The sequence below is a fragment of the Aquimarina discodermiae genome (assembly GCF_040786235.1).
In the GTDB taxonomy this organism is placed as follows: Bacteria; Bacteroidota; Bacteroidia; order Flavobacteriales; family Flavobacteriaceae; genus Aquimarina.
Window position 1 is genome coordinate 64,037 of the sequence record NZ_JBFMKP010000006.1, and the last position, 19,451, is coordinate 83,487.

Annotated in this window: 12 protein-coding genes; all 12 read right to left on the reverse strand. The window is 35.3% G+C overall.

All coding sequences use genetic code 11. The annotated features are described in order from the left end of the window. Positions 1 to 125: 125 nt before the first annotated feature. The 12 genes from ABW636_RS05055 to ABW636_RS05110 all read right to left on the reverse strand — a co-directional run bounded on the left by ABW636_RS05055 (position 126) and on the right by ABW636_RS05110 (position 18,838). Positions 126 to 1,091: a Gfo/Idh/MocA family protein gene (locus ABW636_RS05055; RefSeq protein ID WP_367588867.1), complete on the reverse strand. Its 966-nt coding sequence runs from the start codon at positions 1,089 to 1,091 to the stop codon at positions 126 to 128. A gap of 4 nt (positions 1,092 to 1,095) precedes the next feature. Next, positions 1,096 to 1,671, reverse strand: coding sequence for an acyltransferase (locus ABW636_RS05060; protein ID WP_367588868.1), 576 nt, complete (start codon positions 1,669 to 1,671; stop codon positions 1,096 to 1,098). A 6-nt stretch (positions 1,672 to 1,677) separates the two neighbouring features. Further along, complete coding sequence (locus tag ABW636_RS05065) at positions 1,678 to 2,238, reverse strand: hypothetical protein (RefSeq protein WP_367588869.1); 561 nt, start codon at positions 2,236 to 2,238, stop codon at positions 1,678 to 1,680. 698 nt (positions 2,239 to 2,936) lie between these two features. Beyond that, the gene (locus ABW636_RS05070) at positions 2,937 to 3,188 is read right to left on the reverse strand and encodes a hypothetical protein (protein WP_367588870.1); all 252 of its coding nucleotides are present in this window, start codon (positions 3,186 to 3,188) and stop codon (positions 2,937 to 2,939) included. 275 nt (positions 3,189 to 3,463) lie between these two features. Beyond that, positions 3,464 to 3,679, reverse strand: coding sequence for a hypothetical protein (locus tag ABW636_RS05075; RefSeq protein WP_367588871.1), 216 nt, complete (start codon positions 3,677 to 3,679; stop codon positions 3,464 to 3,466). A gap of 202 nt (positions 3,680 to 3,881) precedes the next feature. Beyond that, on the reverse strand, positions 3,882 to 4,445 hold the full coding sequence (locus ABW636_RS05080; RefSeq protein ID WP_367588872.1) for an REP-associated tyrosine transposase: 564 nt from the start codon (positions 4,443 to 4,445) through the stop codon (positions 3,882 to 3,884). Between the two features lie 434 nt (positions 4,446 to 4,879). After that, complete coding sequence (locus ABW636_RS05085) at positions 4,880 to 5,188, reverse strand: hypothetical protein (protein WP_367588873.1); 309 nt, start codon at positions 5,186 to 5,188, stop codon at positions 4,880 to 4,882. A gap of 12 nt (positions 5,189 to 5,200) precedes the next feature. Further along, the gene (locus ABW636_RS05090; protein WP_367588874.1) at positions 5,201 to 9,664 is read right to left on the reverse strand and encodes a papain fold toxin domain-containing protein; all 4,464 of its coding nucleotides are present in this window, start codon (positions 9,662 to 9,664) and stop codon (positions 5,201 to 5,203) included. Between the two features lie 19 nt (positions 9,665 to 9,683). Next, positions 9,684 to 15,341 carry a hypothetical protein gene (locus tag ABW636_RS05095; RefSeq protein ID WP_367588875.1) on the reverse strand — a complete coding sequence of 1,886 codons (5,658 nt, stop codon included), beginning with the start codon at positions 15,339 to 15,341 and terminating at the stop codon, positions 9,684 to 9,686. Between the two features lie 241 nt (positions 15,342 to 15,582). After that, positions 15,583 to 16,209 carry a hypothetical protein gene (locus tag ABW636_RS05100; RefSeq protein WP_367588876.1) on the reverse strand — a complete coding sequence of 209 codons (627 nt, stop codon included), beginning with the start codon at positions 16,207 to 16,209 and terminating at the stop codon, positions 15,583 to 15,585. A 199-nt stretch (positions 16,210 to 16,408) separates the two neighbouring features. Further along, positions 16,409 to 16,942, reverse strand: coding sequence for an OmpH/Skp family outer membrane protein (locus ABW636_RS05105; RefSeq protein ID WP_367588877.1), 534 nt, complete (start codon positions 16,940 to 16,942; stop codon positions 16,409 to 16,411). A 183-nt stretch (positions 16,943 to 17,125) separates the two neighbouring features. Continuing rightward, the gene (locus tag ABW636_RS05110) at positions 17,126 to 18,838 is read right to left on the reverse strand and encodes a tropomyosin (RefSeq protein WP_367588878.1); all 1,713 of its coding nucleotides are present in this window, start codon (positions 18,836 to 18,838) and stop codon (positions 17,126 to 17,128) included. Positions 18,839 to 19,451 lie beyond the last annotated feature (613 nt).

Sequence of the window (19,451 nt, forward strand, 5' to 3'; positions counted from 1 at the left end):
GACCATTAGTGTACACTAATGGTCTCTTTTCTTTTAGATAGTATATAATTTTTCCGAATTGAATTTGTTCAATAAAACTGTATCTTTTTATCTTATATGTAAATTCAAATCAGAACTGATATTATCTAAATACTCTTAATCAATTCTTTATTGGTTAACATGGGGTGATAATCACCTTTTAGACCAGACAATTTTGCATTTCTAATATCATGTACTATCTGTATGGATTGTCTGGCATCTTCGAGGCCATAACCTTCTCCTTTTAGGATCGACTGATAACTTTTGGTATGCAACTCTGTAAATCCACTGCTAAACTCTATTTCTTCTCCATCAACGGTAATCGATCTATACGTTCTCTTTCCTTCTTGCTTGGCAACTTCTGGAATGTTATTATAATCGATGGATAAGAACCAACGTACTCTGGCTCTTTCGAACTCGAGATATCCTGCAGCAGTATCTTTGGTTAACATATGCACTTTATTCTGGGTTACTTTTCCAAATATCCAAGATAACATATCATAAAAATGTACCCCGATATTAGTTGCAATCCCTCCAGATTTAGCTACATCACCTTTCCAGGAAGCATGGTACCAATTACCTCTAGAAGTAAGATAGGTTAAATCAATATCATAGATTTTATCTTTTGGGCCTTCATCTACCTTTTTCTTAAGTGCAATAATACTTTCATGAATCCTAAGCTGTAGAATCGAATATACTTTGGACTGTGATTCTTTTTCAATATCGATTAATTGATCTACATTCCAAGGATTTATCACAATGGGTTTTTCGCAAATGGCATGTGCCCCCTGCCTAAGGGCCATTCTGATATGGGCATCATGAAGGTAATTAGGAGTACAGATACTTACGTAATCCAAGGGTATATTTTTTCTTCTTTTTAGCTTTTCTATATATCTATCGAATCGTTCAAACTCTACAAAAAAGTGAGCATTGGGAAAATAGCTATCCATAATCCCAACACTATCAAATTTATCGAGTGCAGCAATGAGGTTATTATTGGTGTCTTTTATAGCTTTTAGGTGTCGGGGTGCGATATACCCTCCTACACCCATAATCGCAAAATTTTTATTCATGGTTTTAGAGTTTGATAACTTCTTTATTTTCTAATTTATAAGTTTCTTTACTTTCTATACACGTAGCGAATCCATTTTCGTCAAATTCTAATCGATGGCCATATTCACTCATCCATCCGATCTGTTTGGCAGGATTACCTACTACCAATGCATAGGGCTTTATGGTTTTGGTCACTACTGCCCCGGCTCCTATAAACGCATAGTCTCCTATATCATGACCACAAACAATCGTTGCATTAGCACCAATAGTTGCCCCCTTACCCACATGAGTTTTGGCATACTCTCCTCTTCGGTTTACCCCACTTCGTGGATTGGTCACATTGGTAAATACACAAGAAGGCCCCAGAAAAACATCATCATCACAAGTAACGCCGGTATATACCGAAACATTGTTCTGTATTTTTACATTTTTACCTAATACTACATGAGGAGAGATAACCACATTCTGGCCTATATTGCATCGTTCTCCTATGGTACAAGAAGACATGATATGAGAAAAATGCCATATTTTGGTGTTTTCGCCAATGTTACAATTATCATCTATTACAGCGGTTTCGTGAGCAAAGTATTGTAGAGTCATATATGATTAATTAAAGTATGAATCCTCTAATTTAATAATAAAACCAATACCAATTTGCAAATAATTACTTCCTGACAGACTATTATCGACAGAAAATTTGGTGATGGCATTTAGATTAAGGCCTACCGATGCAGAAAGGTAATAGTGTATCCCGGCTCCAATATTAGCTGTGGTGGCTGCGCTGCCATCATAGAAACTTAGCCCCAATCCGGTAGTAAGATAGGCTTCGTATGCTGCACGTTCTTTTATCTGGTAGGTATTCGAAAAGTAATAATTAAACATACCATCGATGGCAAAAAAGGAAACATCCTCTTGTAAAACCGAATTATTAACCGTTTTTCCTTTTAAAAATGTATTAAAATTTGTGGCTATTTCGATTCCGAAGTTTTTCTGAAATCTCCTTTCTAATGTTATGCGTATTGGAACACTATAATTATAATTATTTTCGATATCAAGTATCCCCCTAAACTTTAGTCCAGAGTCATTAACAATATTTGCTCCTAAACCCAATACCCAAGGACTTTTTTGTGTGGTACAGCAATCCTGTGCATACGTAAATATAGTCATAAGTAGCAAAAAAAGTAAGCTATAGAAATTAAGGGGTCTCATTCTAAACTTTACATATATAACGCTAAATCAGGTTTGAATAGTATACAATACAATATGTCGTATTATTCTAACAATTAAAAACTTACTTATGCGAGGTGTATATTACCCGTATCGATTACATGGTTAACACCTACCTATCATTATATTAAAAGAGAAAGGGAGCCAAAGACTCCCTTTACTACCTCGATTTTTTCTCCTAATTTAGCCCTACCCTTATTACGGAGTCAAAAATTGAGATGCTCTCATTTTAAACTGATGTGTAACCAGATCATATGTCATCACCCAATCACAATGCAATAGTAAAACATCACAGTCTCATTTTTTGATACTCTGAAAAAAAAGGTGATTTTCTTGTGTTTTTTTGTCGGTTTAGGAAGTGAATGATGCAATGTTATGATAACGCGGATTTGCAATCCGTGTTTTATTTCTTAAAACAAAGGCAGTATTATAATTTCTATCTCACTATCTAAGTCAGCATAATTTCTTGCAGCACTAAATAAATGCATAATCTTCTGGAGATGTTTTGTATAAACGATAAATAATCAATATATTTTTTCTTCTTTTTTAGCAGCCTACTGCTATTTATACCCCACGGATTACAAATCCACTCTATCCGGTTTTACTATGGAATCGAGGGTAATAAGGTGTTGTAAAACTCATTCTGTAATTACTTCTATTCCTGTGAAATAAAGTTTTCTGCTCTTATCTTTAACTTGATACATTTGGGCAATTTTTATTCCATTAAAATCTTTATAATCCTCTCTAGAAGTAATCATAGAAGGTACTTTTTGATTACCTCCTCTAAACACCCATTCTCGAATGATAAAATCTCCTTTAAAATAAAAATCATAGGCATCTCCTGGGGTATACCCTCCTTCTTTTTTATATATAATTGTCAACTTTTGCATTTCGCTATTACTTATAGGGGCAATGGCTTTGATCTCATGTTGATAGGTAAAGTTTGCTGCATCCCAAACCAGATTAAAAGGTGTAAGTAACCAATATTTATCGTTTATGAATCTTTGGTCGGCCTTAAGAGAAGTACTATCAATTTGATTTCGGTTATAAGTAATCGTATCCTGAGCAGAGATTAATGTTACGACATTACTTTTGGGTTTCCAGATCCAGGAGCGCTCATAATGTATTGTATCCCGATCTATGTTGAAAGTATATTTTATCTCCTTTACGGCATTCCAATTATCAAATCCGTTGGCTCTATCGCCTGGGTAGTTGTACTTAATTTTACATTTGCAGTATCTTTCACATACTTAGGATCCCGCATTTCTACCGCTTCATTCTCATCATATTGGTTTTCTTTTTGGGTTTTAGTTTTACATGCCACACAAAAGAAAACACAAACAACGAATAACTTACTTGTTTTTGGCAAACCAACTTTCATATTTATTATTTGTGGCTAAAATATAAAAAGTTAAATCTTGAAAAATTAGATTAACAAGGTTTTAAGTAATTGTATTCTCATCGGTATTTTTTAACAAATCCTGGATCATATGAACGAGATACTCAGGTTACCCAAACAAGTACATTATTCTTTTGTAAAAATCCCTACGTTGGCGCCCGAATCCTTTCGGGTGCCTACTAATTTAATCTAGTTCTAAGAATCCTGTTTTATCAATTTCAAGAACCGTTGCATCATCTTGATAGTTTCTCGCGCTACTATATTTCCAATCAATAGCATTCACAACAAAACCACTTGCTACAGGATTGTTATGAATATAATTAATTTTTTGTTGAATCACATTAGCTGACCATAATTCTATGGGTTTGTTGTGATGCTGCCAAAATTGATACTTATTTACGTTACCTTTTTCTTTTCCTGCTTTTTCAAACATCCATAATAACCATTTTTGTCTACTCTCTTGTGGGTTGCTTTGAATGGCTTCTATCATCCTATTAGAGGTGTATCGCTTAAAATCTCTTAGTAACTCCATAGGTTGATCATGTGAAGATCGAAAAATAAAATGAACATGATTGGGCATAAAACAGTAACAATATAATTCTAAACCCTTTTCCTTTCTGCAATACTTTACACTATCTGCTAATACATCAAAATATAACTGTCGTGTAAAAACATCGATCCAGTAAACGGTTGCAAAGCTTACAAAATACAGCCCGGCTTTATTATGAAATTTATACTTTCTACTCATACTACGAAAGTAAAGATTACCAGTTTCAAAAAGTGAAACGGGTAATCTTTACTTCTATAACCTATCTTTGAAACTGCTAAACTTTGACGGCACTCGAAAGGATTCGAGCGCTAGCCAGGGCTTACTCATACGTTACCAATCTTTGACGGCACCCGAAAGGATTCGAGCGCTAGCTAAACTTAAAACTTTATAAAAAAATATACTATCGTGACTGTATTTTCTATATTTATTACTCTTACCGCTTACTCATACACTACCAATCTTTGACGGCACTCGAAAGGATTCGAGCGCTAGCGGGGGCTATCTGGAATAAAAACAAAACCACAACCTATAACAAAAATAGATTGTGGCTGTTCTTAACTATAGTAAACTTTATATATTAATCATGGCGCGAAGTCAGGAGACATTCGCGCAGCTTACCGTTTCTTTTTTAATCACTCTTCGGAGAGCGAGGTATTTTCTTCTAAAAACTCTTCAAATAATTCAAAAAAAAGGTCTAACGCTTCATATTCATTACGAGAGAAAAATTCTATTGTTTTATCCCAAGAATGAACTTCAATATTATATTTAGAATGAATCCACTTCATAAAATCGTGTTCAAGTAGATTAAAATCTTTTACTAAATCAGGGTTTCTAGTATACCAACCCAAAATAAATGATTTAAAACATCTAATCGAAGTATAGGGTAAGTATAAAGATGGTTTTTCTTTAATTAACTTAATAATATGTTTAACAGTATCCATATTTTAATGTGGTCAAAATTTAATCACTTTGAGAGTAGCCTGTGCACTAGGTGCAATTTCTATTGCTCTCTTCCAAACTTCTAAAGGTACTCCATTTTTAAAAATATTATCAAAAACTAAACCTTCTACGTGTACAGCTTTATGTATTCCGTTAGTTGCGATTTGTATAAAATCATCTCCTACTTGCGCTCCAATTACTTTGGGTCCATCAGTAACTGTAAATTCAAGGATTTCTCCTTTTATATTGGCTTTCTTTAAGCTATTAACAATACTTCCAGTACATTCTACACATTGAAATATCTTAAATTTTGAAGCTACTTTACTTGCTATTTTCCAACCTTTAGAACCAAATTTATTAAATGCCGCAAATCCAAGTTTTGCACCACCTCCTATTGGAGTTACCCATTCACCCACTTCTCCTCCAGCAGTAAGTGCAATTGGATCCCGACTTGGAAGGATAGGCGTAAGATTAAAAGTAAAATAATCATTTATAGCTTCTCCAAAGCTATTAAAGGAATTAACACTATTAAAAAAATCTCGATAACTATCAACAAAACCTTTACTAAAACCAAGATCCCTAGCATACTGATTATTGATGATAGACGCATAAAATTTAGCGCTTTGAAACTGTGTGTCATTTACTAATATCGTTTTATTAACCCCGTCATTCACTTCAACAGTATCTCCATTATTGGCATTTTCGTATATAGTGTCATCAAACCCTCCATCTGGATCAATTCTGGTTATAGGATTATTTCCCATTGCCATATAAGGTGAAGCATACTGTCCTGCAGGATCCGTAGTTAGCCATCGTCCAATCCTACTATCCCAAAGCCTCAACTCAAACGCTTCCTTTCCAGTTTCAGGATCTTTTTCCTGTCCCTGATAGGCATATCTATAATCTCCCACCTGGTTACGCCCTGGCATGGGCATTCCAAAAGGATAGTAATCGGTAGCACTAGTCATTGCCATGGCCTGTCCTTGTGCACTTCTACCTACTACTGCTCGTACATTACCTAAATGATCGGTGAGTTGGTATAAATGGCTACCGTCTGATTTTCTAACGCCTAATCGGCTTGCTCCATATATCGTATTTTCTATCACCTGTCCATCACGATAAATCGCCATCGCCGTTCCTGCGGCATCACGTACATAATGCTCGGTATAGCTCAAACTTCCGTTGCTTGGGGTATAAACTTCTTTACGAACTCTATGCCCTTTATCGTTGTAAAAGAACTTAACCAGTGGCTGGTTTCCTTTTTGTATCTCGGTTACTAAACCACTCGCATTGTAAATATAGGCAATGTTTTCTTCATTATTCTTTACCAATTGGCCTATTTTATTATATTCATAATTATTACCATTCTGGTCTCCAATATCATCTGCCCCGGCTACATCTCCTGCCGCATCATCTACCCGCAATAACTGGTTAGGTTTACCCTCTTTATAGGTATAGGACAATTGATCCATCATATTACTACCACCATTTTCTGTTTGCTTATTACGATTAAGTGTTTGGATATTACCATTAGCATCATAGGTAATGTTATCGACCTTATAATCACCATTAGTATTGACTGCAAACGTTCCTGCATTGATATCTCGTATATAATCTATTGTCTCACTCCCCACGATGGTTGCACTAAAGGTACTACCAGGCTTGGCATGAAAACCTGGTACCATTGTAATGCTTTTATTGGCTTTTAAATTTTGGGTTTGGCCTGTATTTAATACACTTTTTACAGAAGGTATATGATCGGTGGCTGCAGGTGTTTCTATTACTTCTTCATCTATAATCACCGGGATACTAGTATTATCTGGCGTAAAATTACCATAGGATGCCTGTGTCAACCAATTGTTACGGTTATAGTCATAGCTATAGGTATGTTCTTTGCCGGCTATGGGGTTGTAATCAGAGTTCCAACGGATTCCTTTGATATTACCATTATATTGGTTGGCACCATAACTGGCACTTTTTATATTTTTTATTGGGCGGTTATAATCATGTTCGTTATAATCGATGATCATCCCAAACAAATCATTGGTGTCTCCTCCCGGGTCATTAGCACTCTGTAAACTTGGGTGGTTGATACTTTTTAGTGCTCCTTGCAGGTTATATACATAATCGATCCCCTGCAGGCCTTGTGCGATATCGATTCTTTTAAGTCCTCCTGTTTCGTTATACTCATAATTTGCATGCTCGGTATAGGTAGTATCATCTGTAGACGTTTCTACTTTTACTAAACTATAATCGGCAGCATCATAAGTATAACGATGTATAAACTGTTCGGTAGCATGTCCTTTCTGGAAATATACTTTGGTGACCTGACTACTTACCGGGTCATATTCATAATCAATCGTTTTGGCATCTGATAGCCCTGCTATTTGCTGTACGATCCATTGTACTCTACCATAGATATCGTAGCTATAATAGGTGGTAGTATTTTCATTCTTTGTTTTAGCTACATTACCTGCCAAAAAGCTAGGTTTTTGATAGGTAGTTGCCAGGGTATTTAAAAAAGTATCATCATTGGCCAATCGATCATAAGTGGTATGGTGTACTTCTTTTCGGGTTCCTGTTGGCAGGTCTCCATCTACATTTGCAGTTGTAAAAGTCGTGTTTTCTATCACTCCGCTCTCGATAGGCCTTCCTCTTCTATCATAATTGGTATAGGAGAATTCTTGTGGGCTATGCTCTTGTTGTTTTATATTTTGAGAAAAGCGTATTTGCCCATCTTTACGGTATCTAAACCAAGCCTGCCCCTCGTCTGGGCTAACAGTAGTTTCTAACTGTCCAAACGAATTGTAATCGAAGGTAGAGGTAAGTTGCGTACCACTACTATCTTTTAACGGTTGTTTGGAGGTAAGTAAACGTCCTGCTTTGTCATACTCGTTAATAGCGTAATCGTAATAATTTTCTGGATAGGTAACGGTAACCGTTCTTGGGGCATAGGTAGTGATATCCCGGACTGCAATACGATAAAAGCCATTGGATAAATTACCCGAACTGGTACTTGTTTTCTGTTCGGTAATCAAATCGTAAATATCGATCGCAAGACCCCCATTACCGCTTAGTTGTACTCCCGTTTTTCCTTTGGGGATATGTATATCTACAAAGCCTTGTGCGCCTATCTGTACAGAAGCAGTACGATTGGTGTTATTCCCTTCTTCATTACCGCTTCGGGCACTTGCCAGCGTGTTACCATCGGTATCGGTAAAGACTACATTTTCTATTCCATGTATATCCCTGCTTACCGTTTTGATGATTTTATACGTCCTATATTTTGGATCTCCAGTAGCAGATGATAACTCTTCTCCTGCTGGCATCGAAAAAGCATACCCGTTTTTCCATTGCCCATCGATTTTATTACCCCCTATGGTTTTAAGTGCCGCTCCCGGGTTTAATTCGCTATAAATCGTACGCGAATACGGTCGTGAGGTTACATCTTGGTAGGGCTCATCTGTATTTTGGGTACTGTAATACCAACCCAATGAGTTGGGTTGTGCACCTACAGTAAGTGGGTTTTCAGGGTCGTTTTCGAAATCATAATTATTAAAAATAACTCCATTAGGTTTTTTAATAAAATCATCTTTATAAAGAAACTTTGGATTATGTCCTATAGGTGCTGCTAATGTTTGTAAAGCCGGTCTACCCTGTGCATCGTATAGTGTTTTGGTGGCCCAGGTTTTTGTACTTTTGGGATCAAATGATTGGGACTGTATTGGTTTTCCTAATTTATCATAAAAAGCAACACTTGCTGTAGAAAACTTACCTTGTACATCATAGTTATTGACCAATACCCAGTTTTTATCTTTGGCTTCGACCTCGAAAGGTAAATATGAAACATCTTCTCCAGAATTACCAAACCCAGCATGTTTATAATCAAAAGATAATAAAGGTGGTTCTAAACGATGATCATATCTTCTAGGAGTTTTAGTAACCATTCCTATTCTAAAGCTTGTAAGATTAGGATCATTTATTTCTTTTAAAGCTACTCCGTTATGAGTAAACTTTATACTTGTATCGCTCGTTTTTTCTATTCTAAAAACTTCATCTCCAAAAATATAATCAAGAAACTCCTTTTCTAAAATTACGACCCCAGATGGGTTTTTTATTATGATAGTGTACTCTGAATTTGAACTAAACCTACTTGGTATAATTTCTAAAGAATATTTATTAGCATATTGATCGTCCAACGACAAATACATAAGAATACTCATAAAATTCCCTGTACTACCGCTAACACTTTTTCCTGCTATTTTAAAATTAGTAATTTCAAAATATCCATTACTTTGTGTTTTCGGTATGACTTGTAATGAGAGCAATCGTCCTTCTCCCAATTCTACATTTTCTAATGTATTTGCATTCCCAACATTAAAATTTACACTTTGTAACCAATACCATTCCTGTGCAGTTACCTCAAATACCAACATCATTAGTAAAGAGAATAAGACATATATCTTGCTGTTTTTCATCATCTAATTTTTTATCTAATTATTGTTGATTACCTCTAGAACCATTACTATTCGGTTGACCATCTCGACCCGAACCTGTTCTTGTTTGAGTACCTCTAGGTTGTGTATCTGGGTCATCAGGATTTTCATCATTACATGGTTTTTGGTGATTACCATCGTCAATAATTTCTACTCCCGTAACTTTATCTCGCACCCAACATTTATAATAGATACGACCATCGGGACAGAAAGTATTTATAGTAATAAATTTGCCCGCTCCATAACTACTAAATTTCAAGTCACTTTTGGATCTGCTTTCATCAAACTCATATTCATATAGTCCAGATCCTCCAGTTACATGAGCAGTAACAGTAGTTATATTGGTATTACGATCACCGATAGATAAGCTTAAACTCAATTTATTGGGTTCGATTTCTTCTGTGGTAAATTCATAATCATAGTTGTATTTAATTTCTTTTTGAAGTTTAAATCCTCCTGTAACCTCTGGAGTATCTACGACTTCTACATAGGTTTTTATCAATCGCCCGGCATCATCATACTCATATCGCGTAGCTAAGTTATTTGAGCCAATAATATGGGTCAACTCATCCCATTCGTTATAGACATAACTAGTCATAGTAGATTCTATAGGGTGCATCCTAAAATCATCTGCATAGATACTGCTTCCAAATGCTGTAATATAAATGGTTTCATCTCCTGTAGAAAGTGTTTCGTAGTGATTTAATTGTGTCCAGTCTCCCGCTGACACTTGCTCGCCATTAAATGGTTTTAGTGCTCCGTTCATATAAATTCTAGCATTTTGAGCATGTGCTGTGGTCACCCAAACTGACACCTTATATTCTCCTGCTCTATGTTTATCATTCGATTTCATAGACACTTTAAATCCTTGGTTTCCCGGATTAAGCAACAAACACCATGTACCCGTATGCGCCTTTACATTATTTTGATAATTACCTCCTTGTATTTCATTACCAATATAATTGCTTGTTTTATACTCTGCGCTACTATAGAACATTTCTGTATACCCCGCATTGGCTACCGCTGCAACTTTGGTATTGCCATCTATCATTTTGGTAGCAACTTTATTACCATTGATATCCTCTGTCTCTAAAGGCATTGAATAATGATCATACATATTTATAGTAGAGGTGTTAACCCATTTCGGATTCGTTTGAGTACTACCCCATACAAAACCGTCCAGATCACCAGTATATCCAGCATAAACACCATTACTATCCACATCCCCTTTCCAAGCAAAGGTTTGGTGTCTACGCCAGACTTTTTGTGCATTGGCACTTGGGGTTTCTGTCGTACCATTTTGACTACGATAGGTCCAGTTGTTGTTCCAGGTCGTGATATCGGCACCTATAGTTTTCCAGTCGCTCCCCGCTTTTATTTGTGTAAGATTCGCAGCCGTTTGGCTAAGCATGTTTTTATTGGTCAGATTATCAACTTTAGCTCCCATACTGCCGTATTTTGCATAAGCTGGAGTAATTTTAGATTTAATAATAGTACCATCACCTCTTACTGTCCTTGATTCTGTCACCTGCCCTGTTAAGAAATCATGTTTATCATAATAGGTAGTATTGGTAAAACCTCCTTGAATACTTTTAACACTTTCCAGAATATTAGGGTATTCTACTTTACTAGAAGAGTAAAAATAATAACTACCTCTAGTATCAGTAGGCGATTTCCTAAACTTTTTAACTCTTTGAAATGAGTTCTGATATATACCAGTAGAGAAATCTATAGCCCCGTCATAATCTTTATAATTGTTAGCTGTTACTCCAACAAGTTGATCTTTCTTATTAAAAGATTTTACCGAGATTAAATTACCTAATTTAGAAGTGGCGTCATGGATTGTATACTTAAAAAATCTAGCATCATTATATCCTAGTTTTTTTTCTTTTTGAGATCTTGTAACTTTAAAAGTGTCACCTAAACTAAAGACTTCATCAGAAATTGGATTGACAGAAAAATTATACGGTTTTAATGTTTTAAAGTTATATATCGTAGATTCATTAGGGTCATTTTGATGATTACCAAATGAAGAAACGGTAACATATTCATACATTACATTAGGTGACGGAATTTCTTCTATATAAGGAACCAATCGATCATCGTCAAAAGGTTCGTATGAAGTGATTCCTGAAATATTTCCTGAAACTGGATCTCTGTAATCATATACCGTTGTATATTCCTTAGAACCATCACTTATTTTTACATTTTTTACTCGCAACCCTCCTCCTGTTTTTCCATTCGGATTTTGAGTTGTATATACCCCGTGTTCACTATTAAACTCAAAAGAAAGAAGACAATTAGACAGACCTTCTGGCATCTTATATCCAGAATATTCTCCTTGGGCGTTATATCTAACATCACAACCTGAAGTTACCAACTCCTCATGATACTTTGTCACCTCATTTACATCTAGAGTAATACTTTGTCTTCCATTAATTTTGGTTATTGTATAACTATCTGTTTTCGATTTAATTGGTCTAGGAAAAGCATAAGGGTTAGTATCATATGATCCATTCCAAGACCTCCAATTAACTTGCAATTTTTCGTTAATTCTAAAAATTGTACTCAGGTCAAAATTTAAACCAGAGGAATCAAAGTTAACGGTTATCTGGTTTGAAGATTTGTTGACACCAGTAAGCTTTAAAGCATCGGAAGGTATTACTCGCAGGCCATCATCAAAATAATATTCGAAACTATGTGAAGCGTTATCTTCTTTGTTTCTATATGCAGCTTCTGCATAAAAAGAATCTTCTTCATATTCTATATCTATTGTACCCCCAACCGGTGTTTTAATACTATTAAGACTCCAAGCATCTGGATGAGTATTTTCATACCCCCAAGGATCAATGTTATTTCTATTATATGCCACGTAAGGCTTAAGATAAGAAAATTGATAAGGTGGTATTGTTAACGCTCCTCCTTTACCTCCAATAAGTACTTTATTCAAAGTTAAATGACCAACACTCGAATTAGGAAGATTTCTGCCTAAACTATAATCATGATCAAAAGTAATCACCTTAAAAGCTTTATTATCAATATTTTTATTTCTAACATCTGCAATATCTAAAACAGCATCATCCCTATTTACTGGATAAGATCTTAACATTTTAACCGGTGCCTCTTTTAAATAAGTATCATTCTGATAATACTCATTAAAATATCCATCATTATAGTAACTCTTCCCTAACTTTCTACCATTTCCATAAATAGATTGAGAATCATTTTTATGATAACTTACATCTTCATTTTTTAACAATAAGATTTTGTCAAGTTTTAAGGTTGTACTCTTAGGAATATTTATATATTTCCATGATGCCTCCTGAGCATCAAAACTTCTATTTCCAGATGAGAGTACATTTCCATTTGGTCCATATAAAGGACCATTGTAAGTGTGAGTTTTATACTCTTTATTATGAAGTTTTTTTAAACCTGTTTTTGAGTGAATTATGTTATTTTGGCCAATAGAAAAAGGTTGCTCATAATGTTGTAATGAATTACTATGATTATCTTTACGAATAGATTTGATAAATAGAGCTGAATGGGTTCTGGTTTTAATCTTATCTAAATAATAAATCTGTTTAACCCCCCAAAAATAGGTCTGATGCCCATCTAACTCTTTGTATCCTTCTTTTGGACTACGCCACATATAGCCATCACTCCATTTACCATATTCAAATTCTACCCAATACCCATAATCACTTTCGTCCACTCTACTATTATTATTCGTATCGATATAATCAGGACCAGTAATCGCAGTTAATAACCAGTGCGTAGCATAAGGTTGTGTTTTTTTGGATTCAAAAAAAGAACTATACTCATCATTTACATCTTTAAAATTTTTATAGAAAGATTCAAAATGATAGACCGGTAACGAATAATGGTAAGTCTTACCATCTAATGTAGTGATTCTATACGCACCAATACCTTTTGAGACGTCTACATATGGAGATGGAGTACTTCCAAATCTACTAAACCCAGCTGCTTCAATAAACCAACCGTTAGTTTTATTCCCTAAAATATCATCATTTGTGAATGTTTCCACGAAATTACCATTCCTTTTTCTATTACCTATTTTTTTTAAGTTTCCATCTATTAAACTAGAAGAATAGGTATTATCTGCGAGTATAGGAAACTTGTTAAGCATTTCTGTGTCTGTAAAACTTTCGGAATTTGTAATATCTGGAATCTGAAACTTTCCAGTTTGTGTTCTAAAAAAAGAACTATTGCCTCCTTTAAAATAAAAATTAACTTTGTTTCCTAATTGAAATTGATTTGCATAAGAGGTTCCAAAGTTTGTAACATCATCAATCCATTTTGCTGGAGATATATGCCCTTTACCAAATAGTCTAACCTCTTCTAGAATTTGTGGAGACAAGCTTCCAGACAACCCTTGCGCAGTAACGGTATAATTATCATAATTGGGTAACGAAATTGCACCTTCAGTATTTAAATGATAACCCGAAATTTTAGAAGATACCCAATCTTTAATATCATCATATTCATCAGCAGCATATTGCTTGACATCCATAAATGAATTGTTATCTCTGGTATATGTTCCATTATCATTTTTACTGTTTTCAAAAAGGTTTAACGTACCACTCACAGATAAATTAGTATCTTTATAAAGAGAATAAGAGTATTTTCTATGGCGGTACCCAACCCAAAATACTCCGGCATTAAAATTAAACCCTCTATCTATATCTTGGACATAATAATCATTTTGGTTTGTTGATGTCTGAGAATTAGTTGCTCCAATACCATTTAAAGAAAATTTATATTTTCCTTTATTATAAAACGAGATACCAACGCTACTATTAGCAACAGCTCCTTTTTTACTTAATGTTAAAGATACTCCACCAGACAAGGTTCCTCCAGAAAATTGAGATGCTCTTCCTGACAATTCTGCAATTGAAGTATTTATACCTATAGAACTACTCAATCCTCCATTTTTATTATAATTAAGAGATCCCGAAACGGGCCCAGCACTACCACTAATCCCTAAACCTTCTGAACCAAATTGAACAGTTGCTACTCCTGAATAACCAACAACTCCTCCCCATGCTCTATAATCACCCCAAGCAGCACTCATTCCTAAAGTTACTCCAGAAGGTAAGGTTCCTCCTATCGAGAACGAATATTGTTCAAGGGTTTGTCCTTCATCATAAAATAGCTCAGAAACTCTTGTTTTACCCCAATCATCAGGATACCCATTTACCGATCTATTAATCGCCCCAGGATTAAGCGACCAGCCTAATCCTACCCAAGACGCTTCCTGATCCATCGCAATCCCCGCATGATAGGATAATGCCAAGGGATATCCTCCTTCTGGAGAAGGTACATTTAACAGTGGTAACACATACGACATATCTCCTGTAACCAGATTTACCATATCGGTGGCATCAACCGGCTCAAAAGCTGCGGCTTCTGGAGCATTTGGTCCATTGTTATTAGCCCATAATTGATTATATGGAATTAAGGTATTTAAAAATGTTAGCGTAAAAAATAATGCGATTGCTCGGTGACGGTTAGAAGTCCGAAGACGGGTGTCGGGTGTCGGAAGACCGATGTCCGAAGTCCGAAGTCGGAAGTCCGAAGATGGATGGTTCATACGTATATTCAATTTTTGAAGTACTCTTTTTATGTTACTGACGTTCATAGAGGTTCACTTTTATTAATGTCCGAAGTCCAGTGTCGGAAGACGGAGGTATTCTTTTTATTTCAGTCCGAAGTCCGATGACGGAAGACGGAGGTTTCTTTATTTTTAAGCCGGAAGTCGGGTGACCGATGTCAGAAGCCATCTGATCCCTATTTCCTCTGTCTTCTGACCTTCCAACCTTTAACTTCTCACTTCAGACTTCTGACCTCGGACTTCTGTCTTCTGACTTTTTTCTTCCGACTTATTCAAACCTTAATCTTGGTTCGTTATTAAAAATCGTTGTTGGGATCTTAAATTTTACTTCTCCTGTATAAAACCTAAGATCCTCTATCGTTAATGTCATGAATTCTTCATTTGTTACCTTCTCTTCTCTGGGGTATACCAATAACATCGTAGTCGCCCTACTCATACCATACATCCTGGGGTAGATATAATCTACCATTTCGATGGTATCTTTCTGTGGTGTATATAGATGTACTTTCTGCTCCATCCCAAAAGCCAGTTGATTGACCATTGCTCCAAATTTTTGCTTGTTACCCGCTACATTACTCAATAACTCATGGTCATTCTTAGACATCGACAAGGTGAAATACAAATACTTACTATACTTATCACGTAAATTTTGAATCTCTTGTGGTGTAGTTTCTTCTGTTTTCTCTTGATACACCAACAAATCGGTTGGTTTGTAAAGGATCGAAAAATCTACCCCATTGATCGTTTTTTTATGGTGATATCCTTTACCTTCTTCTTTGATATACTCGGTTAATTCTTTGGGTGTATCAAAGGTTTTTTGGGTACAGGAAGTGATTAGCAATACGTTTAAAAACAGTATTCCTTTAATCCATAAATATGTGTGTTTCTGTTTCATTCTTTACAAGTCGGAGGACCGAAGTCGGAAGTCCGAAGCTTTTCTTTAGTTGTTTTGTCCGAAGTCCGAAGTCCGAAGTCGGAGGTTTCTTTTTTTATGTCCGAAATCCGAGGTCGGAAGCCGGAAGTAATTTCTAATCTTCTGACCTCTAGCTTCTGACTTCTTTCTTCCACATCGAACTTCCGTCTTCAAACTCCACTTACTTTCCTTCAAATTCTGTATTCAGTTGTATCAATACTTCATCGGTTAGATCTGCAGACTCTTCTCCATACATAATGGTACCGCTTCCTGTAGCTCCAAAAATGACTTTATAACCTTTCTTTTTACCATACTCCTTTACAAAATCATTAATGTCATTAATCACCGTCTGTGTTACCTTCTTATCCTCTTCCTGCAATTGTTTTTGTACTGCTTGTTGGTAATTATTGATTTGCTGTTGCTTATTGCTTAATAACTGCTGCTTAAGCTCCAGCTCTTTTTTGCTCATCCCGCTTCGTTCTTTTTCATACAACTTTAGCTCTTTTTGCCAATTCGACAACAAACTGTCTACATTGGCTTGCATGGTTTTTGCTTTTTTATCGAATTCTTCTTTTACCACTTTGGTTCTGTTATAACCTTCTAAGAGTTTATTGACATCTACATACACCAACTCTGTTGATGATTGTAAAAAGAAAAAAGATCCTATAGCAGTTATAAGGGCTAAAAAGGCGATGGGTAGTGCTAGTTTGTTCATTTTTTTATTTTAGTCCGAAGTCCGGTGACGGAAGTTCGAGGTTACTTTTGTTTTGGTCTGAAGTCCGAGGTCAGAAGACGGAGGTTTTCGTTTATCTAGTCGGAAAACCCAAGTTCGAAGCTTTCGAATCTATATCTCTTCGGTCTTCGGACTTCGGGCTTTTTCTTCTGACTTCTAACATCTCTACTTTTTCAATAAAGATTCTAGTTTTTCTAAACGAGCTTCTAAGGCTTCATTCTTTCGTTGTTGTTCTGTTAATTGTCGTTCTTGTACCGATAATTTCTTTTCTTGCGCAATCGTATACAAGGTTAACTCTTCTATTTTCTCTAAGAGTTTTGCATTCATTTGCCCCAATTCAACACCATTTTCTTCAACCTCTTTTGCAGATGGAATATTGATTAAATGTCCCTTTTGCAGGATATGGCTTGCTACCTCTTGTAGAGTTGGTAGTTGATAATTTTCTTCAAATACATAATCAGGCCAGCCTGTAAGATCTACTTTTACTTCTTTAGCATGGATTTTACCGTTTACTGCAAGTTCTGCATCCGGATTAGATGTTCCAATACCTACCCTACCATTTCTGGTTATTCTCATACTCTCATAAATAGGCCCTGGACCATCTGTACCTTTTGTAAAAAATGCTAATCCCACATAATCTGCATCACTATGTTCTCTGGTAGCCACTATAGAAGCTCTTCTTCTTTCTCCTGATTTCCATGTTATTCCTCCAAAAAAACCTCCGTTACCAGGATTGTTTGATGATAATGCTATATGATCCTGATTTTGGGCTTCCATATTTGTATTGAAAGATGTAGGATTATGGATTTCAAATTTTTGAGTTGGTGTAGAAGTACCAATACCCACATTCCCTGAATTTCTAATCATTGAAAGACCAACAGTTTCAACATCATCTTCTACCCTGTTAATATAAAAAGTATTAGTCCCTCCATTATACCCAAGGTCAAAACCATATTTATGATTTCCATAAGCAATTTCTCTTAAAGAAATTTGAGAGCGAGAAGGAGAAGTTGGTGTACCTCCCGAATTAATTTGAAAAACTGTATTTTCAGTATCGCTATTGGTTTGAAGTGTTAATAACTGTTGAGGAGTTGCCGTTCCTATCCCTACATTACCGCTCTTATTATAATATATATTTTCTCCATCTTTAATCCAAGTACCTATAGTACCTGGATTATCATTACTATTAGTATTTGTAGAAATTAATTGTTCTATTGAAGGCTCGCTACCATTAACCTGTTCTATTCTAGGTGCGAAAAAATACTGGTTATCATTTACATTTGGATCGTAAAATAGATATGCCCTATTTAAAAGCGTAGTAGCTCCTTCTGCAAACTTAAAATCATTAAACGGAACTAGTTTCGCTCCGGTATTACCATCATAAATACCGCCCAAATTTGTAGACGAGGTATACCCGCTATGATGCATATAACCAACCAATAAAAACCATTTATCCAATTGTGGTAAATCACCGTTCCAAAAATATGCATTGGGTACTGATGAGTTTGTTAAGTTAAGGGTCGAATGTTGCGCGTTATTATTTTTAGAATATAACCCAAAATAGGTGCCTCCATCCACAGAGTTGGTTTTTTTTATCCATACCGTTAATCGATATGTTTTTGTATGATCAATGGGATAATAAGAACTCTCATATCCTCCATCTTTATTTCCATTTCCATCTGGTGCAGCTTTCCATAAAACCACATTATCGCCATAAGGTCCCAATCCTACTTCTAATACATTTTCTTGTGCAATACCATTATTTGCAAACCCTGGTGCAGGAGCTGCTCCAGCTTCCCAATTCGTTGTGTTTATAAGATTTTGGGAAAAAAGAATCGTACTACAACTCATAAAAAGTAATAAGTGAATTTTTTTCATACCTTTTTATATTTAATTATTTTATATTTAAATTTTATACATTAAAAAAACAGAGTTTCTAATAATCTCTTAGTATATGTTTCTTCTCTCTATTTTGTTACCCTAATCCTTAAAACAATTTCTTTTTAAGTACAAAAACAAGGTGCAAATGTAAAAAAAATACGGTTATGCCATCGTTTCAAAATCAAATTGTTAACAAACTCTTCATCGCATTTTTTTACTACATCTTCCTAGTTGTTATGATCTTATCATTCTCCTAAAAAAACGGGTTAAAAAGGGAGTATTGCTACCCCCTCTCGATAGCCTTATGTTTTTACCCTCTAATAACCCTACCCAAAAGATTCAAAAACAAAGGTTTCTTATTATATATGTCTTCACATTTCTTTTTGTTACCGTTGTCAATCATTTTTTTTACTTTTTTTATTCTGACTGTAAATATTTGACAATAGTAAAACATCACAGTATCAATTTTTGAGACTCTGGTAAAAAAGTTGATTTTTTTCAAAAAGACAAATACCGTTAATAAAACAATGGATTAAAGCACTTTAAATTATTTTTTTTCTGTAAAACGATATTCAATAGCTTATGTCCCTCTAGAAATGTAACATTTCAT

Excerpts from the sequence above, each read along its gene's own strand:
- ABW636_RS05055 (WP_367588867.1), bottom strand. The coding sequence starts at position 1,091 with ATGAATAAAAATTTTGCGATTATGGGTGTAGGAGGGTATATCGCACCC.
- ABW636_RS05060 (WP_367588868.1), bottom strand. The coding sequence starts at position 1,671 with ATGACTCTACAATACTTTGCTCACGAAACCGCTGTAATAGATGATAAT.
- ABW636_RS05065 (WP_367588869.1), bottom strand. The coding sequence starts at position 2,238 with ATGACTATATTTACGTATGCACAGGATTGCTGTACCACACAAAAAAGT.
- ABW636_RS05070 (WP_367588870.1), bottom strand. The coding sequence starts at position 3,188 with ATGCAAAAGTTGACAATTATATATAAAAAAGAAGGAGGGTATACCCCA.
- ABW636_RS05075 (WP_367588871.1), bottom strand. The coding sequence starts at position 3,679 with ATGAAAGTTGGTTTGCCAAAAACAAGTAAGTTATTCGTTGTTTGTGTT.
- ABW636_RS05080 (WP_367588872.1), bottom strand. The coding sequence starts at position 4,445 with ATGAGTAGAAAGTATAAATTTCATAATAAAGCCGGGCTGTATTTTGTA.
- ABW636_RS05085 (WP_367588873.1), bottom strand. The coding sequence starts at position 5,188 with ATGGATACTGTTAAACATATTATTAAGTTAATTAAAGAAAAACCATCT.
- ABW636_RS05090 (WP_367588874.1), bottom strand. The coding sequence starts at position 9,664 with ATGAAAAACAGCAAGATATATGTCTTATTCTCTTTACTAATGATGTTG.
- ABW636_RS05095 (WP_367588875.1), bottom strand. The coding sequence starts at position 15,341 with ATGAACGTCAGTAACATAAAAAGAGTACTTCAAAAATTGAATATACGT.
- ABW636_RS05100 (WP_367588876.1), bottom strand. The coding sequence starts at position 16,209 with ATGAAACAGAAACACACATATTTATGGATTAAAGGAATACTGTTTTTA.
- ABW636_RS05105 (WP_367588877.1), bottom strand. The coding sequence starts at position 16,942 with ATGAACAAACTAGCACTACCCATCGCCTTTTTAGCCCTTATAACTGCT.
- ABW636_RS05110 (WP_367588878.1), bottom strand. The coding sequence starts at position 18,838 with ATGAAAAAAATTCACTTATTACTTTTTATGAGTTGTAGTACGATTCTT.